The sequence below is a fragment of the Streptomyces cyaneochromogenes genome, assembly GCF_003963535.1.
In the GTDB taxonomy this organism is placed as follows: Bacteria; Actinomycetota; Actinomycetes; order Streptomycetales; family Streptomycetaceae; genus Streptomyces; species Streptomyces shaanxiensis.
In genome coordinates, this window is record NZ_CP034539.1 from 4,118,919 (window position 1) to 4,138,101 (window position 19,183).

General features: G+C 70.0%; 21 protein-coding genes. 9 read left to right on the forward strand and 12 right to left on the reverse strand.

Features of this window, described 5'->3' with window-relative positions:
- Positions 1 to 80 precede the first annotated feature (80 nt).
- Positions 81 to 1,367, forward strand: coding sequence for an LCP family protein (locus EJ357_RS18345; RefSeq protein ID WP_175647430.1), 1,287 nt, complete (start codon positions 81 to 83; stop codon positions 1,365 to 1,367).
- A 70-nt stretch (positions 1,368 to 1,437) separates the two neighbouring features.
- Here EJ357_RS18345 and EJ357_RS18350 read toward each other — a convergent pair whose 3' ends face one another.
- On the reverse strand, positions 1,438 to 1,800 hold the full coding sequence (locus EJ357_RS18350) for a four-helix bundle copper-binding protein (protein ID WP_126392700.1): 363 nt from the start codon (positions 1,798 to 1,800) through the stop codon (positions 1,438 to 1,440).
- Positions 1,801 to 2,017: 217 nt separating this feature from the next.
- Positions 2,018 to 3,175: an acyl-CoA dehydrogenase family protein gene (locus EJ357_RS18355; protein WP_126392701.1), complete on the reverse strand. Its 1,158-nt coding sequence runs from the start codon at positions 3,173 to 3,175 to the stop codon at positions 2,018 to 2,020.
- 185 nt (positions 3,176 to 3,360) lie between these two features.
- Between EJ357_RS18355 and EJ357_RS18360 the strand changes: the two genes are divergently transcribed.
- On the forward strand, positions 3,361 to 4,704 hold the full coding sequence (locus tag EJ357_RS18360) for a UDP-glucose dehydrogenase family protein (protein WP_126392702.1): 1,344 nt from the start codon (positions 3,361 to 3,363) through the stop codon (positions 4,702 to 4,704).
- A gap of 555 nt (positions 4,705 to 5,259) precedes the next feature.
- Here the strand turns inward: EJ357_RS18360 and EJ357_RS18365 are convergent.
- Positions 5,260 to 5,757, reverse strand: a complete 498-nt coding sequence (locus EJ357_RS18365; RefSeq protein ID WP_126392703.1) for a CGNR zinc finger domain-containing protein — start codon at positions 5,755 to 5,757, stop codon at positions 5,260 to 5,262.
- A gap of 117 nt (positions 5,758 to 5,874) precedes the next feature.
- Here EJ357_RS18365 and EJ357_RS18370 point away from each other — a divergent pair, with 117 nt between their 5' ends.
- Positions 5,875 to 6,234 (forward strand): VOC family protein, encoded by a 360-nt coding sequence (locus EJ357_RS18370; RefSeq protein ID WP_126392704.1) that lies wholly within the window; start codon positions 5,875 to 5,877, stop codon positions 6,232 to 6,234.
- Between the two features lie 53 nt (positions 6,235 to 6,287).
- The gene (locus EJ357_RS18375; protein WP_126392705.1) at positions 6,288 to 6,674 is read left to right on the forward strand and encodes a VOC family protein; all 387 of its coding nucleotides are present in this window, start codon (positions 6,288 to 6,290) and stop codon (positions 6,672 to 6,674) included.
- A 44-nt stretch (positions 6,675 to 6,718) separates the two neighbouring features.
- On the opposite strand, the gene EJ357_RS18380 is transcribed toward EJ357_RS18375, so the two are convergent.
- Both EJ357_RS18380 and EJ357_RS18385 read right to left on the reverse strand, forming a co-directional pair.
- Positions 6,719 to 7,846, reverse strand: a complete 1,128-nt coding sequence (locus EJ357_RS18380) for a dipeptidase (protein ID WP_126392706.1) — start codon at positions 7,844 to 7,846, stop codon at positions 6,719 to 6,721.
- Between the two features lie 146 nt (positions 7,847 to 7,992).
- A complete protein-coding gene (locus tag EJ357_RS18385) occupies positions 7,993 to 8,352 on the reverse strand; it encodes a MerR family transcriptional regulator (protein WP_126392707.1) in 360 nt (119 codons plus the stop codon).
- Between the two features lie 63 nt (positions 8,353 to 8,415).
- Here EJ357_RS18385 and EJ357_RS18390 point away from each other — a divergent pair, with 63 nt between their 5' ends.
- Entirely contained in the window at positions 8,416 to 9,549 is a 1,134-nt protein-coding gene (locus EJ357_RS18390) for an alkene reductase (protein WP_126392708.1), read from the forward strand.
- Here EJ357_RS18390 and EJ357_RS18395 read toward each other — a convergent pair.
- The 3 genes from EJ357_RS18395 to EJ357_RS18405 are packed head-to-tail and all read right to left on the reverse strand — an operon-like array spanning position 9,498 to position 12,396.
- Positions 9,498 to 10,682, reverse strand: a complete 1,185-nt coding sequence (locus EJ357_RS18395) for a dipeptidase (protein WP_126392709.1) — start codon at positions 10,680 to 10,682, stop codon at positions 9,498 to 9,500. The genes EJ357_RS18390 and EJ357_RS18395 overlap by 52 nt on opposite strands.
- A gap of 5 nt (positions 10,683 to 10,687) precedes the next feature.
- Positions 10,688 to 11,227: a 5-(carboxyamino)imidazole ribonucleotide mutase gene (gene purE / locus EJ357_RS18400; protein ID WP_175647432.1), complete on the reverse strand. Its 540-nt coding sequence runs from the start codon at positions 11,225 to 11,227 to the stop codon at positions 10,688 to 10,690.
- Entirely contained in the window at positions 11,224 to 12,396 is a 1,173-nt protein-coding gene (locus tag EJ357_RS18405; RefSeq protein WP_407698522.1) for a 5-(carboxyamino)imidazole ribonucleotide synthase, read from the reverse strand. Before EJ357_RS18405 ends, purE begins: the two co-directional genes overlap by 4 nt.
- A gap of 183 nt (positions 12,397 to 12,579) precedes the next feature.
- Here EJ357_RS18405 and EJ357_RS18410 point away from each other — a divergent pair, with 183 nt between their 5' ends.
- Complete coding sequence (locus EJ357_RS18410; protein WP_126392711.1) at positions 12,580 to 13,146, forward strand: GtrA family protein; 567 nt, start codon at positions 12,580 to 12,582, stop codon at positions 13,144 to 13,146.
- Between the two features lie 139 nt (positions 13,147 to 13,285).
- Here the strand turns inward: EJ357_RS18410 and EJ357_RS18415 are convergent, their stop codons facing one another.
- Together EJ357_RS18415 and EJ357_RS18420 are read right to left on the reverse strand one after the other, a co-directional pair.
- Positions 13,286 to 14,560 (reverse strand): ATP-binding protein, encoded by a 1,275-nt coding sequence (locus EJ357_RS18415; protein ID WP_126392712.1) that lies wholly within the window; start codon positions 14,558 to 14,560, stop codon positions 13,286 to 13,288.
- Between the two features lie 134 nt (positions 14,561 to 14,694).
- Entirely contained in the window at positions 14,695 to 15,372 is a 678-nt protein-coding gene (locus tag EJ357_RS18420; protein ID WP_126392713.1) for a response regulator transcription factor, read from the reverse strand.
- Between the two features lie 419 nt (positions 15,373 to 15,791).
- On the opposite strand from EJ357_RS18420, the gene EJ357_RS18425 reads away from it, so the two are divergent.
- Positions 15,792 to 17,303, forward strand: coding sequence for a peptide MFS transporter (locus EJ357_RS18425; protein WP_126392714.1), 1,512 nt, complete (start codon positions 15,792 to 15,794; stop codon positions 17,301 to 17,303).
- An 85-nt stretch (positions 17,304 to 17,388) separates the two neighbouring features.
- On the opposite strand, the gene EJ357_RS18430 is transcribed toward EJ357_RS18425, so the two are convergent.
- Positions 17,389 to 17,601, reverse strand: coding sequence for a DUF397 domain-containing protein (locus EJ357_RS18430; protein ID WP_126392715.1), 213 nt, complete (start codon positions 17,599 to 17,601; stop codon positions 17,389 to 17,391).
- Positions 17,583 to 18,425, reverse strand: coding sequence for a helix-turn-helix domain-containing protein (locus EJ357_RS18435; protein WP_126392716.1), 843 nt, complete (start codon positions 18,423 to 18,425; stop codon positions 17,583 to 17,585). The genes EJ357_RS18430 and EJ357_RS18435 overlap by 19 nt, the downstream gene beginning before the upstream one ends.
- Before the next feature lie 190 nt (positions 18,426 to 18,615).
- On the opposite strand from EJ357_RS18435, the gene EJ357_RS48330 reads away from it, so the two are divergent.
- The gene (locus tag EJ357_RS48330) at positions 18,616 to 18,768 is read left to right on the forward strand and encodes a hypothetical protein (protein WP_175647433.1); all 153 of its coding nucleotides are present in this window, start codon (positions 18,616 to 18,618) and stop codon (positions 18,766 to 18,768) included.
- A 169-nt stretch (positions 18,769 to 18,937) separates the two neighbouring features.
- Positions 18,938 to 19,123: a hypothetical protein gene (locus EJ357_RS18445; RefSeq protein ID WP_126392718.1), complete on the forward strand. Its 186-nt coding sequence runs from the start codon at positions 18,938 to 18,940 to the stop codon at positions 19,121 to 19,123.
- Positions 19,124 to 19,183: the final 60 nt, after the last annotated feature.

Below are 19,183 nucleotides of genomic sequence, written 5' to 3' on the forward strand. Positions count from 1 at the left end.
TGTTGGGTTCGCAACAGCCGTGCCTCTATTTTCCGCCGAACCTTGTAAGAGGCATGGCCATGCCCTGCACACTGGGGCGCATGAATGACTGGCCCCAGGCATGGTCCGACGACAACCGCGGCAACCGTTACGGACGCGGCAGCGCGAGCGCACAGCCCGAGGGCGCGCGCGTGATGCGGCAGGTCCGCCGCGGTCAGGCGGCACCGCCCGGCCAGGGCTACGGCGGGGTGCCGCAGCAGCCGTCGTACGTGAACGGCCAGGGCCACGGCGGTTACCACAACGACAGCGGCTACGACGACGGGTACGACAGCGGCTACAACACCGGCCAGGTCTACGGCGGTGGCGATGACGGTGGCGGCAGAGGGACGCGCGAGCCGCGGCCCGCGCCGAACTGGCGGCGCCGGATAAAGGTGACCTCGATCACGCTCGTGACGTTGCTGCTCGTGACGACCGTCGCCACCTACTTCTGGGCCGACGGCAAGCTCAACCGCGAGGTCGACCTGTCCAAGGTCATCGAGCGGCCGGAGGCGGGCGAAGGCACCAACTACCTGATCGTCGGCTCCGACAGCCGTGCGGGCATGTCCGCCGAGGAGAAGAAGAAGCTGCACACCGGGTCCGCCGAGGGCAAGCGCACGGACTCGATGATGATCCTGCACACCGGCAGCAACGGCCCGACGCTGATCTCGCTGCCCCGTGACTCGAACGTCACGATCCCGTCGTTCAAGGGCTCGGACTCCGGCAAGCTCTACCAGGGCACCGGCCGTCAGGTGAAGCTGAACGCGGCGTACGCGGAGGACGGCCCCGAACTGCTGGTCCGCACCGTCGAGGCCAACACCGGTCTGCACATCGACCACTACGTCGAGATCGGCTTCGCCGGTTTCGCGAACATCGTGGACTCGGTCGGCGGCGTCGAGATCGACATCCCGCAGGACATCAAGGACTCCAAGTCCGGCGCGGACTTCAAGAAGGGCAAGCAGACCCTGAACGGCGAGGAGGCGCTCGCCTTCGTCCGCACCCGGTACGCGCTGGCCGGCTCCGACCTGGACCGTACGAAGAACCAGCAGAAGTTCCTCTCGGCGCTGGCCAACCAGGTGGCGACGCCGGGCACGGTCCTCAACCCGTTCAAGCTGTACCCGACGATGGGTGCCGGCCTGGACTCCCTGATCGTCGACAAGGACATGGGCCTGTACGACCTGGCGTCCATGTTCTGGGCGATGAAGGGCGTCAGCAGCGGCGAGGGCAAGTCCATGAACATGCCGATCTCGGGCAACTCCGCGAACGGCAACCTCCAGTGGGACACCGCGAAGGTGAAGACGCTGGTGGAGCAGCTGAAGAACGACGAGACGGTGACCGTCTCCGGCAAGTGAGCAGCGCGCACCGCGCACACATCGAGGGCACCCCGAGGGGTGCCCTCGCGTGCGTCACGCACGGCGCACGTCACATCGTGGCGCCCGCCATCGTGCGACAGGACTCGGCGCAGCGGCGACACGCCTCGGCGCAGCGCATCATCTGGGGATCGTCCGGCATGGACATACACGCCTCGGCGCACATCTCACAGGCCTTGGCGCACATCGCGCACATCTCGGCCGACATGGGCGAGCGGCGCATCATCATGTCCGCGCACATGCGGGTCGTCTCGGCGCAGTCCATGAGCGCCCGCATGATCTGCATCTGCGGCTGACCGCCCATCTGCATGCAGGAGCTCATGGTCTCCTCGCAGACCACGTGGCAGGACATGCACGCGTCCACGCAGGCCTGCATCTCCTTGCTCATGGCGGTCATGGTTCCGGGCTGGGTCATGGCTCCTCCTGGGGGGGCGGGAGCCCAGGGCGGGCCCCGTGCCCTTCCGTCCTACGCCTACCGGACGCGGGGCGCCATCGGGCGGACGGGAACAATCCGCACCGGATGCCGCACAGGGCACGGACCTCCGTGTTCCACCGAAGGCGAAGATACGGGACCGAACGGGTGAAGGGTGCCCGGAAGACCCGGACACCCTTCGACGTCAAATCCCCTGGGGTTACGGCAGGTTGCGCGCCATGACGATGCGCTGGACCTGGTTGGTGCCCTCGTAGATCTGCGTGATCTTGGCGTCGCGCATCATGCGCTCGACCGGGTAGTCACGGGTGTAGCCGTAGCCGCCGAGGAGTTGGACCGCGTCGGTGGTGACCTCCATCGCCACGTCCGAGGCGAAGCACTTGGCGGCGGCGCCCAGATAGGTGAGGTCGGCGTCGACGCGCTGCGAGGCGGCCGCCGCCTGGTACGTCAGGGCGCGGGCGGCCGAGATCTTCATGGACATGTCCGCGAGCATGAACTGGATGCCCTGGAAGTCGGCGATCGGCTTGCCGAACTGCTTGCGCTCCTGGACGTAGCCCTTGGCGTAGTCCAGGGCGCCCTGGGCGATACCGAGGGCCTGGGCGGCGATGGTGATGCGGGTGTGGTCCAGCGTCTTCATCGCCGTGGCGAAGCCGGTGCCCTCCTCGCCTATCATGCGGTCCGCCGGGACGCGAACGTTGTCCAGGTAGACCTCGCGGGTCGGCGAGCCCTTGATGCCGAGCTTCTTCTCGGGGGCGCCGAAGGAGACGCCCTCGTCGGACTTCTCCACGACGAAGGCCGAGATGCCCTTCGAGCGCTTGGTGGGGTCGGTCACGGCCATCACCGTGTAGTACTCGGACTCGCCCGCGTTGGTGATCCAGCGCTTCACGCCGTTCAGGACGTAGTGGTCGCCGTCGCGGACCGCCTTCGTCTTCATGCCGGCCGCGTCGGAACCGGCGTCGGGCTCGGAGAGGCAGTACGAGAACATGCCGTCGCCCTTGGCGAGCGGGGTCATGTACCGCTTCTTGAGGTCCTCGGAGCCGGAGAGGATCACCGGGAGCGAGCCCAGCTTGTTCACCGCGGGGATGAGGGAGGAGGACGCGCAGACGCGGGCCACCTCCTCGATCACGATCACCGTGGCGAGCGCGTCGGCGCCGGCGCCGCCGTACTCCTCGGGTACGTGGACGGCGTGCAGGTCGTTGGCCACCAGCGCGTCCAGCGCCTCCCGCGGGAAGCGCGCCTCCTCGTCCACCGCGGCGGCGTACGGCGCGATCTTCGCCTCGGCCAGGGAGCGGATGGCGTCACGGAGCATGTCGTGCTCCTCGGACGGGCGGTACAGGTCGAAGTCAGCCGATCCGGCCAAGGTCTCTCACGCTCCAAGGACGCTGGTTGTAAGTGCGCTGGTGCTAATTACCGTTAAGTAACTCAAATTTTAGAGGGCGGCTCACGGGAGTGATACGTGAGCTTGGCGACAGGGGGGAAGTTGCCCGTCGGAAGCGCCGACTATGCTCGGGCGCGCACTGCCCCGTCCCCGTTTCTGGAGTCCCCATGGCCCTGAAGATCACCGTGATCGGCACCGGCTATCTCGGCGCGACGCACGCCGCCGCCATGGCCGAGCTGGGGTTCGAGGTACTGGGGCTGGACGTGGTGCCCGAGAAGATCGAGATGCTCCGGCGCGGCGAGGTCCCGATGTACGAGCCGGGACTCGAGGAACTGCTGCGCAAGCACGTCGCCGGCATCGAGGGGTCCACCGGGCGGCTCCGGTTCACCATGGACTTCGCCGAGGTCGGCGAGTTCGGCGATGTGCACTTCGTGTGCGTGAACACGCCTCAGCGGCATGGCGAGTACGCCTGTGACATGTCGTACGTCGACCGCGCCTTCGAGTCCCTCGCCCCGCACCTCACCGGTCCCGCCCTCGTCGTCGGCAAGTCCACCGTCCCCGTCGGCTCCGCCGACCGCCTCGCCTCCTACCTCGCCGAGCACGCACCGGCCGGCGCGGACGCCGAGCTGGCCTGGAACCCGGAGTTCCTGCGTGAGGGCTTCGCGGTCGACGACACGCTGCACCCGGACCGGATCGTGGTCGGTGTGCGCAGCGAGCGGGCCGAGAAGCTGCTGCGCGAGGTGTACACGACCCCGATCGCCGACGGCTCCCCGTTCGTCGTCACCGACTTCCCCACCGCCGAGCTGGTGAAGACCTCCGCCAACTCCTTCCTCGCCACCAAGATCTCCTTCATCAACGCGATGGCCGAGGTGTGCGAGGCCGCCGGCGGCGATGTCGCCAAGCTCGCGGAGGCCATCGGGTACGACGACCGGATCGGAAGGAAGTTCCTGCGGGCCGGGATCGGATTCGGCGGCGGCTGCCTGCCCAAGGACATCCGGGCCTTCATGGCCCGCGCCGGCGAGCTGGGCGCCGACCAGGCGCTGACCTTCCTGCGCGAGATCGACTCCATCAACATGCGCCAGCGCGGGCAGATGGTGGAGCTCGCGAGGCAGGCGCTGGGCGGCGGACCGTTCCTCGGCAAGCGGGTCGCGGTGCTCGGCGCCACCTTCAAGCCCGACTCCGACGACGTACGGGACTCGCCCGCGCTGAACGTCGCCGGCCAGATCCACCTCCAGGGCGGCCAGGTCACGGTCTACGACCCCAAGGGCATGGAGAACGCCCGTCGTCTCTTCCCGACCCTCGGCTATGCCGACAGCGCGGTCGAGGCGGTGCGGGGCGCCGATGTCGTACTGCATCTGACGGAATGGCGGGAATTCCGCGAGCTTGACCCGGCGGAACTCGGTGAGGTCGCGGCGGCGCGGGTCGTTCTGGACGGGCGTAATGCGCTCGATCCGGCGGTGTGGCGGAAGGCCGGTTGGACCTATCGGGCGATGGGGCGGCCGACGGCCTGAGAAAAGGGCCTTTCCGGTAGGGGAATTCAGCCCTTTGACGGACGCGTAGCCCTGCGGAATTCGCTCGCCACTCTGGTCGGTCATCGACGAGGAGGACGGACACGCCTCCTCCGGCAGGCTGGACTTCGGCATCGGCACCGGCGCGTACGGCCCACTCGGCGGCCTGCGCGACGCGCTGCGCGCCAGACGTACGTGGACGGACGCCGGTCCGGCCGAGGCTCAGTCGGCCGGACCGGCGCTCCCCCCATTGTCCCCGTCACCGCCGCTTTGACGGAACCGCTTTCCAAGGAGACCGGGATGACAACCGTCACCCTCTTCACCGAACCGACCCCTCCCGGCGCCCCCGGCTCGGCCGCCCCCTGGCTGCCGCTGCCCGGCCACTACAAGGTGCCCCCGGCCGCTCACTGGTCGAACTCACCGCCCTCTGCGGCCCGTTACCGGTACGCCGCCGTATCCTCACCCTCGCCGAGGCCACGCAGGCCCAGCAACGACGCCCTTTCTCTCAGGGGCGCGGGGAACCGCGCGACCAGCCCCCACGGCGCAGCAGACGATCAACTACTTCGCCCGATACCGCCGCATCTTCGCCCGCGCCCCACACACCTGCATGGAGCACCACCGCCCCCGCCCCGCCGGACTCCGGTCGTAGTACGCCCAGTGGCAGTCGACCGCCTCACAGGCCTTCAGCCGCATCCAGGTGCCCTCCACCAGGGCCTGGGCTATCGCCGCCGCGACCCGGGAAGCAAGCGGAACCTCATCGACCGCCCCCAGCACGGCGGAGCCACCCGCGTCGACCCGGACGAGCAACGGAGCCGCCGCCAGCAAGTCACCCAACGGCGTCACCACCCGATGCGGCACATGCCCCGCATGCGCGAGCAACGCCACCCGCAGCGACTCCCGCAGTTCCCGCACCCCCGCCAGATCCGCCTCGGCCACCCCGAACCGCGCCCGCCCTTCCACGGTGTCCAGCGAGTCGGCCCCCGACTCGATGTCCAGCGTGTTGACCAGGGACTGGACCAGCTCCAGGCCCCCGGGCGCGGGCGATCTCTCACTCATGGCTGCACGCTACCTCCGACTGTCCCCTTGCGACGTTACCGCCAATGCGGGACCATGCGGTAACGGAGTTACCTGTTGCAGCGTGTTGCAGGTAACCGAGACTTCGAGGAGGAAGTCATGGCCATCGCCGAACTGGGCGTCGTCGTCCTGGACTGTCCCGACCCCCGCGCCCTCGCCGACTTCTACGCCCGCGTGCTCGGCGGCAGCGTCGAGGGCGAGGGCGACTGGGTGGACCTGAAGGTGTCCGGCGGACAGTCGCTGGCGTTCCAGGCCGCGCCCGGTTTCGTACCGCCGAAGTGGCCCGCGCCCGACCACTCGCAGCAGTTCCATCTGGACCTGACCGTCGAGGACCTGGACGCGGCCGAGAAGGAGATCCTGGCCCTGGGCGCGAGGCCGCTGGACACCGAGGACCGCTCGCGGAGCTTCCGGGTTTACGCGGATCCGGCGGGGCACCCGTTCTGCCTGTGCGCCTGCTGATCACACCAGCGCTGATCACACGTCTCACACCTCGACCGCCGGAGGAACCACCCATGGCCCCCGTGGCACGCCTGCGTACCGTCGCCATCGACTGCCCCGACCCGCGCGCCCTGGCCCGCTTCTACGCCGATGTCGCGGGCGGTACGCCGGAGGACGACGACCCCGAATGGGTCGTGCTCCAGCTGCCGGACGGGCCACGGCTCGCCTTCCAGCCGGCGCCCGGGTACACCCCGCCGGAGTGGCCGCGCGCCGACCGCAACTCGCAGCAGTTCCACCTCGACTTCGACGCCGGGTCCACCTGGGAGGAGGTCGAGGCGGCCCAGGAGAAGGTGCTGGCGCTGGGCGCGCGGCTGCTGCAGGCGGAGGACAAGGAGGGCTGGCGGGTGTACGCCGACCCCGCGGGCCACCCCTTCTGCCTCTGCCTGATCGAGCGCCCCTGAGCAGCCCCGGTTGCCCTCCTGATCAGCCCCTGATCAGCCCCTGATCAGCCGTCGAAATCCGCGATCTTCGCCGTCGACGGCTCCCGCCGCCGCTGCGCCTCCCGCGCCGTGAAGTCGGCCTCGCGCAGCACCCGCTGAACGTTGCCCCAGGTCAGCAGCGCGATGTCGGCCTCGGACCAGCCCCGGCGCAGCAGTTCGGCGATGAGGTGGGGGTAGCGGGAGGCGTCGGCGAGGTCCTGGGGGTGGGCGGTGCCGGCGTCGTAGGTGCCGGAGAGGCCGACGCACTCCGGGCCCGCGACCGCACGGACGTGGTCGAGGTGGTCGGCGACGTCCCGTACGGACGGCCCGGTCTGCTCGGCGGTCAGCGGCACCATGCACACGCCCTTGACGGCGCCCAGGTCGGTGAGCAGGTCGTCGGGGAGGTTGGCGGGGTGGGGGCGCAGGGCGCGGGCGGCGGAGCGGGCGCACAGGACCGGAGCCTTGGAGACCGCGCAGGCACGGCGGACGGTGTCGGCGGAGCCACCGGAGAGGTCGGCCACCACCCCGAGCCGGTTCATCTCGCGCAGCACCTCCTCGCCGAACCGGGTCATCCCCGCCTCGCTCGCCCAGGACGTGCCGGACAGCGTGAGGGCGCGCAGTCCGAGCCCGTGCAGGGAGCGCAGGATGCCGAGCGAGTCACCGAGGGCGGCGGCCCCGGCGGGTCCGGGCAGGACGGCGATGCGGCCGCTGTGGCGGGCGTCGGTGATCGGTCCGGGGGTGCAGGCGAGGCGCAGGCCGTCGGGGTGGGACCGTACGACGGTCTTCACCAGGTCCAGCTGGTCCAGCGTGGCACTGACCGCCTGGTCCCCGTCCAGTGACTCGGGCAGGTGCAGCGCCCAGAACAGCGCGCCGACGTGACCTTCGCGCATCCGCGGTATGTCCGTGTCGACGGCGCTCTCGCCGAGCTCCAGGTCGAACCAGGGCAGGTGACGCAGCGCCCACGGCAGTCCGCTGTAGCCGTCGGCCACGGGGTGGGCGGCGAGCAGGACGTGGGCACGGTCGAGGAGGTCGCTGCCGGTGCCGTCGGCCGGGCCGGAGACGGACGCGGACCGGCCGCCGGGCAGCGGGTCGGGCAGGTCGTCGAGTTCGCCGACCTCGGGGCTGGTGTCCAGTTCGTCCTTGAGGTCGGCCATGGCGGTCTCCGTACGTGATCGGTGCCCTGATCAGCAGTAACGTCACCGTCGCACGGACCCGGAGCGGCTTCCTGGTGGACGGTCCGTTCGGGGGTGAGGCCCGGCGATCCGCGTGGAGAGGCGCCTTCGGGGGTAGAGGGCGGCCGTCAGCGTTCCCGGGCCGCCTCGATCACCCCGTCCAGGGTGTCCCGGGAGCGCACGAGGTCGGCGATCAAGCGGTCGATACGGTCACGTTCGGCGGTGAGGTCCTCGACCAGCCGGGGCGTGGCGACGGCGGAGGGGCCGCCGTCGGTGTCCCGCATGCAGGGCAGCAGCTGCGCGATCCGGTTGCTGTGCAGTCCGGCGGCGAACAGCTCCTGGATCCGGATGACCCGGTCGACGGCCGCCTCCGGGTAGTCGCGGTGCCCGCCCGGGGTGCGCGCGGCGGGCAGCAGCCCCTGGGTCTCGTAGTAGCGCAGCGACCGCTCGCTCACGCCGGTGCGCCGGGCGAGTTCACCGATCCGCATCCGAAACCTCCGAGGGTTCACGGGCTTGAATCTGACACTGATGTCAGGTTCTAGCGTACGGGCATGACGCAGACAAAGGGCTTTCTGGCACCAGCCCGGCTGGGCCGGCTCGAACTTCCCAACCATCTGGTGATGGCCCCGCTGACCAGGAACCGGGCGGAGGCCGACGGCACCCCGACGCCGCTCATGGCGAGGTACTACGCCCAGCGCGCCTCGGCCGGGCTGATCATCGCCGAGGCCTCGACGCCGAACGCGGTCGGGCAGACGTATCCGAACATCACCGCGATCCACACGCCCTCGCACGTGTCCGGCTGGCGGCAGGTCACTGAGGCCGTGCGGGCGGCCGGTGGCGGCCCGATGTTCCTCCAGCTCCAGCACGGCGGCCGGGTCGGCCACCCCGCCACCAGCGGGCTGACCCCGGTCTCGCCCTCGCCTCTGCCGCTCCCGGAGACGATCTTCACGCCCGACGGGCACCGCCCCGCCGTAGTCCCGCAGGAGATGACCGTCGACGACATCCGCGCCACCGTCGCCGACTTCGCCACCGCCGCCCGCAATGCGATCGACGCCGGTTTCGAGGGTGTGGAGGTGCACTCGGCCAACGGCCATCTCCTCCACCAGTTCCTGGCCGGCAACACCAATCGCCGCGGCGATGCGTACGGCGGCCCGGTGGGCGGGCGGATCCGGTTCGTGCGGGAGGTGACCGAGGCGGTGGCCGCCGCGATCGGACCGGAGCGGGTGGGCGTACGGATCTCGCCCCGGAACACCGTCAACGGCATCGCGGAGACCGACACCGACGCGCTCTACCCGGCGCTGGTCGAGGCGCTGGGCGGGCTGGGGCTCGCGTATCTGCACATCGTGTACGCCGACCCGGACGACCCGCTGTTCCAGCGGATCCGTGCCTCCTGGCCGGGGACCCTCATCGCCAACCCCGTACTGCCGGAGCTGTCCGCCGAGGCGATCGGCGACGAGTCGGACCGGCTGCTGGCGGCCGGCGCCGATCTGATCGCCCTGGGGCGGCCGTTCCTGGCCAACCCCGACCTGGTGCGACGGCTGGCGGTCGGGGCGCCGCTCAACCCGGTGCGGGACCGGTACCTGATGTACACGGGCGGGGCGACCGGCTACACCGACTACCCCGCCCTCGACGATCAGCCGTCCAGTGCCTCGATGGTCGCGTTGGACGGACCCCGCGTCGCCTGAAGGTCGCGCGCCACGTCCTCCGCCGCGCCCAGGACCCGCACCGCGTTCTGCCAGGTCAGCTTGGCCAGGTCGGGCTTGGACCAGCCGCGGTCCAGCAGTTCGGCGAGCAGGTTGGGGTAGCCGGTGACGTCGCTGAGGCCGTCGGGGGTGAACGCCGTGCCGTCGTAGTCGCCGCCGATGCCGAGGTGGTCGACGCCGACGACCTCGCGCATGTGGTCCAGGTGGTCGGCGACCGTGGACGCCGTGGCGATCGGGCGCGGGTTGCTCTCCTCGAAGGCGCGGTGCACCTTCATCGCCTCGGCGGTCGTGTCGAGGTGGTGGAAGCCGTGGGCGCGCATGTTGTCGTCGGCCGCGGCCGTCCAGTCGACCGCCGCCTGCAGCACGAACTTCGGCACGAAGGTCACCATCGCGACGCCGCCGTTGCCGGGCAGGCGCTCCAGGACGTCGTCCGGGATGTTGCGCGGGTGGTCGCACACCGCGCGCGAGGACGAGTGGGAGAAGATCACCGGGGCGATGGTGGTGTCGAGCGCGTCACGCATCGTCGAGGGCGCCACGTGCGAGAGGTCCACGAGCATGCCCTCGCGGTTCATCTCCCGGACCACCTCGCGGCCGAAGGCGGACAGTCCGCCCACGCCCGGCTCGTCCGTCGCCGAGTCCGCCCACGCGATGTTGTCGTTGTGGGTGAGGGTCATGTAGCGGACGCCGAGCGTGTACAGCGCCCGCAGCGTGGCGAGGGAGTTGGCGATCGAGTGGCCGCCCTCGGCGCCCATCAGGGAGGCGATACGGCCCTCCGCGCGGGCCGCCTCCATGTCCGCCGCCGTCAGCGCGCGGCGCAGGTCGGCCGGGTAGCGCGCCAGCAACTGCCGTACGCAGTCGATCTGTTCGAGGGTGGCGCTGACCGCCTTGTCACCGGCGTAGTCCGACCGCACGAACACCGACCAGAACTGCGCGCCCACGCCGCCCGCGCGCAGGCGGGGGATGTCGGTGTGCAGATGGGCGGCCTGGTCGCCGGCGATGTCGCGGGCGTCGAGGTCGTAGCGGACCTGCTCGCGCAGGGCCCACGGGAGGTCGTTGTGGCCGTCGACGACGGGGAACTCGCGCAGGAGTTCCCGGGCTGCCTCCACAGAGGTCATCGTCGTCACTTCCCCGTGCCGAAGCCGAAGCCGCCCGATCCCTCTACCTTGGCGCGCAGACGCTTGCCCTTCTCGGTGGCCTGGTCGTTCAGGTCCTGCTGGAACTCCCGCATCCGCTGCTGCAGGTCCTCGTCGTGGGCGGCGAGGATGCGGGCGGCGAGCAGACCGGCGTTGCGGGCGCCGGCGACCGAGACGGTGGCCACGGGCACGCCGGCCGGCATCTGCACGATGGAGAGCAGCGAGTCCATGCCGTCGAGGTACTTCAGCGGCACCGGGACGCCGATGACCGGCAGCGGCGTGACCGAGGCGAGCATGCCGGGGAGGTGGGCGGCGCCCCCGGCCCCGGCGATGATCACCTTCAGGCCGCGCTCGGCCGCCTGCTCGCCGTACGTGACCATCTCGCGCGGCATGCGGTGCGCGGAGACGACGTCGACCTCGTACTCGATCTCGAACTCGTCGAGGGCCTGGGCGGCGGCCTCCATGACGGGCCAGTCGGAGTCGGACCCCATGACGATGCCCACGACGGGGCCGGCAGCGGTACTCATTCGGTGATCGTGCCCTTCAGGTAGCCGGCTGCGTGACGTGCGCGCTCCAGCACGTCGTCGAGGTCGTCGCCGTAGGTGTTGACGTGGCCCACCTTGCGGCCCGGCTTCACGTCCTTGCCGTACATGTGGATCTTGAGCTGGGGGTCGCGGGCCATGCAGTGCAGGTACGCGGAGTACATGTCCGGGTAGTCGCCGCCGAGGACGTTGACCATGACCGTCCACCTGGCGCGCGGGCGCGGGTCGCCGAGGGGGAGGTCGAGGACGGCCCGGACGTGGTTGGCGAACTGCGAGGTCATGGCCCCGTCCTGGGTCCAGTGGCCCGAGTTGTGGGGGCGCATCGCCAGCTCGTTGACGAGGATGCGGCCGTCGCGGGTCTGGAACAGCTCGACGGCGAGGTGGCCGACGACGCCGAGTTCCTTGGCGATGGTCAGGGCCATCTCCTCGGCCTTCAGGGCGAGCGTCTCGTCGAGGTCGGGGGCGGGCGCGATGACGGTGTCGCAGACGCCGGCCACCTGCTGGGACTCGACGACGGGGTACGCGACCGCCTGGCCGTGCGGGGAGCGGACGACGTTCGCCGCGAGTTCGCGTACGTAGTCGACCTTCTCCTCGGCGAGGACCGGGACGCCGGCGCGGAACGGTTCGGCGGCCTCCTCGACGGAGTCGACGACCCACACGCCCTTGCCGTCGTAGCCGCCGCGGACCGTCTTCAGGACGACCGGGAAACCGCCCGCCCGTCGCCCACCACCGCCCTTGCCGGAGGGCACTTCGTGCCCGCCCCTTTCGAGCTCGGCGGCGAAGGCCGCCACGTCGTCCGGATCGGCGACGATCCGGTGCCGTGGGCACGGGACGCCGATCGCGTCGAGCTTTGCGCGCATCACCCCCTTGTCCTGGGCGTGCACGAGTGCGTCGGGGCCCGGGCGGACGGGGATGCCGTCCGCCTCCAGAGCCCTGAGGTGCTCTGTGGGTACGTGTTCGTGATCGAAGGTGATCACATCGCAACCGCGCGCGAACTCGCGCAGCGTGTCCAGGTCGCGATAGTCGCCGATGACGACATCGCTGACGACCTGCGCCGCGGAATCCTGTGGGGTGTCACTGAGGAGCTTGAACCTGATGCCCAGCGGGATGCCTGCCTCGTGTGTCATACGAGCGAGCTGGCCCCCGCCGACCATGCCGACTACCGGGAACGTCACGTGCCTAGGGTATCGGCCGACCGGAGTGCCCCTCTTACCGGAGTTTTCCGGGTCTCTTCCCGACCTATGAGCCGGCGCACAGGCAATCACGGAGGGGGGTGGTTAGCATGGCTGGGTTGACGAAACCGTCCGACGAATCGACCGACAGGAGCCTTCACGACCATGGGACGTGGTTCCTCGGGGCTTCATGCGGCGCCTCCGGTACCTCAGAGTGCCGTCCGGCAGCGCTTCGACCGGCTGATGCGTGAGCTCGCCAAGTTCGGGGCGGTGGGAGGATCGGGGGTCCTGGTCAACTTCCTCGTGTTCAACCTGGTGCGGCATGTGACCGACCTCCAGGTGGTGCGGGCGAGCGTGATCGCGACGCTGGTCGCGACTCTCACGAATTACATCGGCTACCGGTACTTCACGTACCGCGAGCGCGACAAGGGTCGCCGTACGAAGGAACTGGGTCTGTTCCTGCTGTTCAGCGCGGTCGGCCTGGTGATCGAGAACGGTGTGCTGTACGCGGCGACGTACGGCTTCGGCTGGGACAGCCCGCTGCAGAGCAACGTCTTCAAGTTCCTCGGCATCGGGGTCGCGACGCTGTTCCGGTTCTGGTCGTACCGGACGTGGGTGTTTCGCGCCCTTCCTTCGGAGAAGGAGAAGGCGGCGGCTGCCTCCGGCGCGGAATCGTTCCTGGAGCCGCGGCGGCAGCGGGCGGAGCAGCGAGTGAAGCAGCGGGTCGGCTGAGACGGTTTTCGCCCCCGCCGCCCCTACCCTTCCCGTCCCTGGGGGCCTGCGGCCCCCAGACCCCCGCTTCGGCCCGAAGGGCCTCGTCCTCAAACGCCGGACGGGCTGAGTTTGCCTGGTCCGGCGAGAAACGAAACCCCTACCTGACCGTCGCCCCCGACTCCTCCGCCGCCTTCTTCGCCGGTGGAGTGCGGGACAGGAACAGGGCGATGACCGGCGGCTTCGCCTGGAGCATCTCCAGGCGGCCGCCGTCCGCCTCCGCCAGGTCGCGGGCCACCGCGAGGCCGATGCCCGTGGAATTGCGGCCGCTGATGGCGCGCTCGAAGATGCGGGCGCCGAGGTCGGCGGGGATGCCGGGCCCCTCGTCGGTGACCTCGATGACCGCCTGGTTGCCGGTGACGCGGGTACGCAGCGCCACCGTGCCGCCGCCGTGCATGAGCGAGTTCTCGATCAGCGCGGCGAGGACCTGCGCGACCGCGCCGGGCGTCCCTACGGCCTCCAGGTGCCGCTTGCCCGAGGTGACGATCGCCCGCCCCGCGCTGCGGTACGCCGGCCGCCACTCCGCCAGCTGCTGCTGGATGACCTCGTCGAGGTCGAAGGTGACGGCGGAGCCGTTGCGCGGGTCGCGGGAGTTGGTGAGGAGGCGTTCGACGACGTCCGTGAGGCGTTCCACCTGCGTCAGGGCGATCGTCGCCTCGTCCTTCACCGTGTCGGGATCATCGGTGAGGGTGATCTCCTCCAGGCGCATCGAGAGTGCCGTGAGCGGCGTGCGGAGCTGGTGGGAGGCGTCCGCGGCCAGCCGCCGCTCCGCCGTGAGCATGCGCGCGATGCGCTCGGCGGAGGAGTCGAGGACGTCGGCCACACGGTCCAGCTCCGGGACGCCGTACCGCTTGTGCCGGGGGCGGGGATCCCCCGAGCCGAGACGTTCCGCCGTCTCCGCGAGGTCGGTCAGCGGCGAGGCCAGCCGGTTCGCCTGGCGCACCGCCAGCAGGACCGCCGCGATCACCGCGAGCAGCGCCACCGCCCCGATGATCAGCAGCGTACGGCCGACCTCCCGGGTCACCGACGACCGCGGCTCCTGCACGGTGACGGTCTCGCCCTCCTCGCCCGTCTCACGGGCGCTGATGACGTCACCGGTCGGCCTGGTGCCCACCTCGATCACCGGCTTGCCCGGGATCCGGATCTCGGCGTAACGATCCCCCTGGATCTGCTCGCGCAGCACGGAAGCGTCCACGGTCTCGTCCCCGAGCAGCCGGCTGTCCACGATGCTGACCAGCCGGACCGCCTCGGTGTCCACCCGCTCCTGAGCGGTGCTGGTGATGGTCCGCGTCTCGACGATGACGAGCGACACGCCGAAAACGGCGATGACGACGAGAACGACGGCGAGAGTGGACTGGATCAGTCGGCGGCGCATGTCCTCTTACTCACCTGTACTGCGTGGTTACCGTGCGGCGTGGTGACCGGTACGGCTGGGTGACGTGACTTGTGGCGGCGCGGGAGCGCGGAGGCTCGGGGGCTCGGGGGCTCAGGGATCGGGGGCTCAGGGGCTCAGGATTTCTCGAAGCGGAAGCCCACGCCGCGCACCGTGGCGATGTAGCGGGGGTTCGCCGCGTCGTCGCCGAGCTTCTTGCGCAGCCAGGAGATGTGCATGTCGAGCGTCTTGGTCGACGACCACCAGGTCGTGTCCCAGACCTCGCGCATCAGCTGGTCCCGGGTGACCACCCGCCCGGCGTCCCGCACCAGCACCCGCAGCAGGTCGAACTCCTTCGCCGTGAGCTGGAGTTCCTCCTCCCCCATCCACGCCCGGTGCGACTCGACGTCGATGCGCACCCCGTGCGTGGCCGGCGGCTGCTGCGGCTCGGCCGCCCCGCGCCGCAGCAGGGCCCGCACGCGGGCGAGCAGCTCGGCGAGCCGGAACGGCTTGGTGACGTAGTCGTCGGCGCCCGCGTCCAGACCGACGACGGTGTCCACCTCGTCGGCACGCGCGGTCAGGATGAGGATCGGCACGGTGTGGCCCTCGGCACGCAACCGACGGGCGACCTCCAGGCCGTCCATGCCGGGCAGGCCGAGGTCCAGCACGACCAGGTCGATACCGCCCTGATTTCCGGCGTCGAGCGCGGAGGGGCCGTCCTCGCGTACCTCGACCTCGTACCCTTCCCGGCGCAGTGCGCGGGCCAGCGGCTCCGAAATGGACGCGTCGTCCTCGGCGAGCAGTACTCGGGTCATGAGCTGATGGTAGTCCGCCCATGACAAGAGCCGGGGTGTGATCGGAGCCCTTGATTCTTACCGCTCTCGGGCCCGTCTCTTACCTTCACCCGCTGTGGTACAGACCTATGCCTACGAGGTGCGATCCTGGAAAGGACCTTGGAATGGGCGTCCGCGGTTCCCTCGACACCTGTGATCCCAGTCTCAAGTCCTTCCATTTCCGGCAGTGTCCTGACGTATGGTGAATCTACGCCCGTAGCACTGCGGGGACCTTCGGCGCACTTGACGCCGGGGGTCTCTTTTGTGTGCGGGCCGTGTTGCGGATCAAGGATCCGAGGAATGTGTTGTGGCCGGGCGGCCGAACCCGCCGGAGCCGGCCGCCCCCCACCGGGCGCGTGACCCCCAACGTCGATGCGCGTCCCGACCAGCAAGGATCGACCATGGCGTCCAGCCTGACGAAGGACTCGGCCTCCCCGGGCACCCCCGGCTCCGAGAAGACCTTCTTCGGCCACCCCCGCGGTATGGCCACGCTCTTCATGACGGAGATGTGGGAGCGCTTTTCCTGGTACGGAATGCGCGCCATCCTCACCCTCTACTTGATCGCGGCCGTCCTCGACGGCCCCCTGGAGGACCGGGAAGCCCTGGCCGCCGCGATCTACGGCGTGTACAACGCGGTCGTGTACATGGCCGCCATGCCCGGCGGCTGGGTCGCGGACCGCCTCTGGGGCGCACGCAAGGCCGTGCTCGTCGGCGGCATCGTCATCGCCGCCGGCCACTTCACGCTGGCGATCCCCTCGGACATCGCCTTCTTCTGCGGTCTCGGCCTGATCGCGATCGGCACCGGCCTGCTGAAGCCGAACATCTCCGCGATGGTCGGCGGCCTCTACGAGGGCCAGTCCAGCGCCCGCCGCGACGCCGGCTTCACGCTCTTCTACATGGCGATCAACATCGGCGGCATGGCCGCCCCGCTGGTCGTCGGCTACCTCGGCGAGAACGTCAACTGGCACCTCGGCTTCGGCGTCGCCGGTGTCGGTATGACCCTCGCCGTCATCCAGTACGTCCTCGGCGGCCGCCACCTCGGCGACATCGGCAAGGAGCCCGGCACCCCTGCCTCCCCGGAGGAGAAGCGCACCGCGCTGCGCAAGGTCGCGCTGTGGGGCGGCATCGCCGTCGTCGCGCTGGTCGCGGACATCGCGCTGGGCACGTACGACATCGAGCACATCGTCAACGTGCTCGCGGTCCTCGGCATCGTGGTCCCGATCGTCTACTTCGTGACGATGTACCGCAGCCCGGCCCTGGCCACCGAGGACAAGCCCAAGATCAAGGCCTTCGCCTGGTTCTTCGCCACCGCCGTGCTGTTCTGGATGATCTACGACCAGTCCGGCTCGCTGCTGACGATCTTCGCGGACACCAAGACCGACCGCATGATCGGCGGCTGGGAGTTCCCGGCGTCCTGGTACCAGTCGGTGAACCCGGCCATGGTCATCGTGCTCGCCCCGATCTTCGCCGCCCTGTGGGTCAGGCTGGCGAAGCGCAACCGTGAGCCCAGCACGCCCATGAAGTTCGCCCTGGCGATGCTCCTCATCGGTGGCTCGTTCGGCATCATGGGCCTGGCCGGCGCGGCCGCCGCGAACAGCGACACGGGCAAGGTCACCGTCTTCTGGCTGCTGAGCGTCTACCTCGCGCAGACCCTCGGCGAGATGTGCCTCTCCCCGGTGGGCCTGTCCCTGTCGACGAAGCTCGCGCCGAAGCAGTTCGTGGGCCAGATCATGGGCCTGTGGTTCCTGGCCGTCGCGACGGGCAACGCCCTCAACGGCTGGACCACCAAGCTCAACGCTCCGCTGGGTGACGCGCTCTACTACAGCCTGTGGGCCGTCATCGCCGTGGCCGCCGGCCTGGCCTTCATGATCGCCGGCCGCAAGATCCGCGCACTGATGGGCAACGTCCGCTAGGCGCCTGCGGCTGGGCTGAACGGACGGAGGCCGTCGCACCTTGGGTTGGTGCGGCGGCCTTCGGCTTTTTGCGGGTCAGGTCAGGTCAGTTCGGCAGTTCGTTGCGTCGTACGGCCGTGACGAAGGAGGCCCAGGCCGTCGCCGGGAGGATCAGGGCGGGGCCTTGGGGGTTCTTGGAGTCGCGGACCGGGATGAGGGGGGTGGGGAGGTTGTCGGCGACTTCGAGGCACTGGCCGCCGTCCGGGTTGCTGTAGCTGCTCTTGCGCCACGTCACGCCGTTCAGGTCGATGGATCGCACGGTGCTTCCTCCAGCATCTGCCCGATGAACTTCAGCGACTCGGCCGGTGACAGCGCCAGGTCGCGCATCGAATCGTACGCACGTAGCAGCCGCTCAACCTCCCCGTTCTTCTCGATCAGTTCACCGTGGTAGGCGGTCTCGGTGTAGGCGACCGTTCGCCCGTCGGGCAACCACAGGAACATGACGTCGGTGCTGACCAAGCCGTGCATACCGGCACCCAGAGGCAGCACCTGAATGGTGACGTTCGGGCGCTCGGCCATTTCCGCAAGGTGTTCAAGCTGCTCCCGCCAGGCTCCGGTTTCCCTCAACAGCGTGCGTAGTACGGCCTCGGACAGGATGGTGCGGAACGTCGGCGCGTCCTCACCCACCAGCAACGCGCGGCGGCCGACACGAGCCTCCACTTGCTGAGCAAGCTGTCCGCCCTCGATGCCGCCCGTCGCGAGCACCTCACTCGCGTAGCCGTCCGTCTGGAGCACGCCCGGCAGAATGCTCACACCGAAGTGCCACAGCCTCACCGCCTCGGCCTCCAGCAGCATGTACCTCCGGTACTGCTCCTTGAACTGCGTCGGATCCCCCACCGCCAGCTCCCACAACGCCAGCAACAACCCCGGCGTCCCGTAGAACTCGTCCAGCGCCTGCGCCACCTCAGGGCTCCCCAGCGTCTGGCCCCGCTCCAGCTTCCCCAGGGTCGACCAGTCCCAGCCCAACTGGTCAGCGAGCTCCCGCAGGGTGAGCCCTCTCCCCTCGCGCAGCCTCCGTACCTCCTCCGCGTACCTCAATCGCGGCTCGTGACTGCGACTCGTCACCGTCCGTCGCTGCGGCAACCGTTCCTCCCCATCCGCCCGGCTGTGGAATTTGTGGAATTTGGCGTACCGAGCGTGGAACTAGCGCGTCTCAACAGCCATTTCGCGTCCCGGGCACGGCATGCTCGTATCTGCACCTGAACACGCACCGTAATCCAGCGGATGCGTACAGCACAGGCGTTCCCCCGAATCGCCCCTGAAGGAGTCAGCCATGATCACGCCCACGACGCTCCCCCGCCTCCCGCGCCGCACGCGTCCGGTCCGCCCGTCCGCCGCCACCTGGACGCCGCGCGGCGGCTGGGCGCGGCCGACGCCCTCCGTGCTGCGGGCGATGGAGTCGGCGCTCGCGCGGTGGTCCGCGTGACCACGCGTGCGGCCTGGGCGGCGGCGCCCCCTCCCCCGCCCACCTGTGATGTGTGCGGGGCGTTAACGGCCCAGCGGGACGCGGCGAGGGAGGCGGGCCGGACCGCCGAAGCCAGCGCCTGCGAACGGGAGTTGAGGGAGCACTGGAGCCTCGGACGGGGGTGTACGCGGTGACCGAGCAGCCGCCCCGGACGAAGCCCTCGTTCGACGTGAGCCGCTCACCCGCCCCCGTGGCCGGCTGCGAGTCCTGCCGGGACCTCGCGGCACGGCGGGCGGCGGCGCGGACCGCGTTCGACTACAGCGCGGTGGCCGACGCCAACGTGATGATGCGCTCACATCAACGTCTGGACCACTGACCGACTGACGGCAGCGGCAACGTCCCTAAGGGGCGCGGGGAACTGCGCGACCAGCCACAA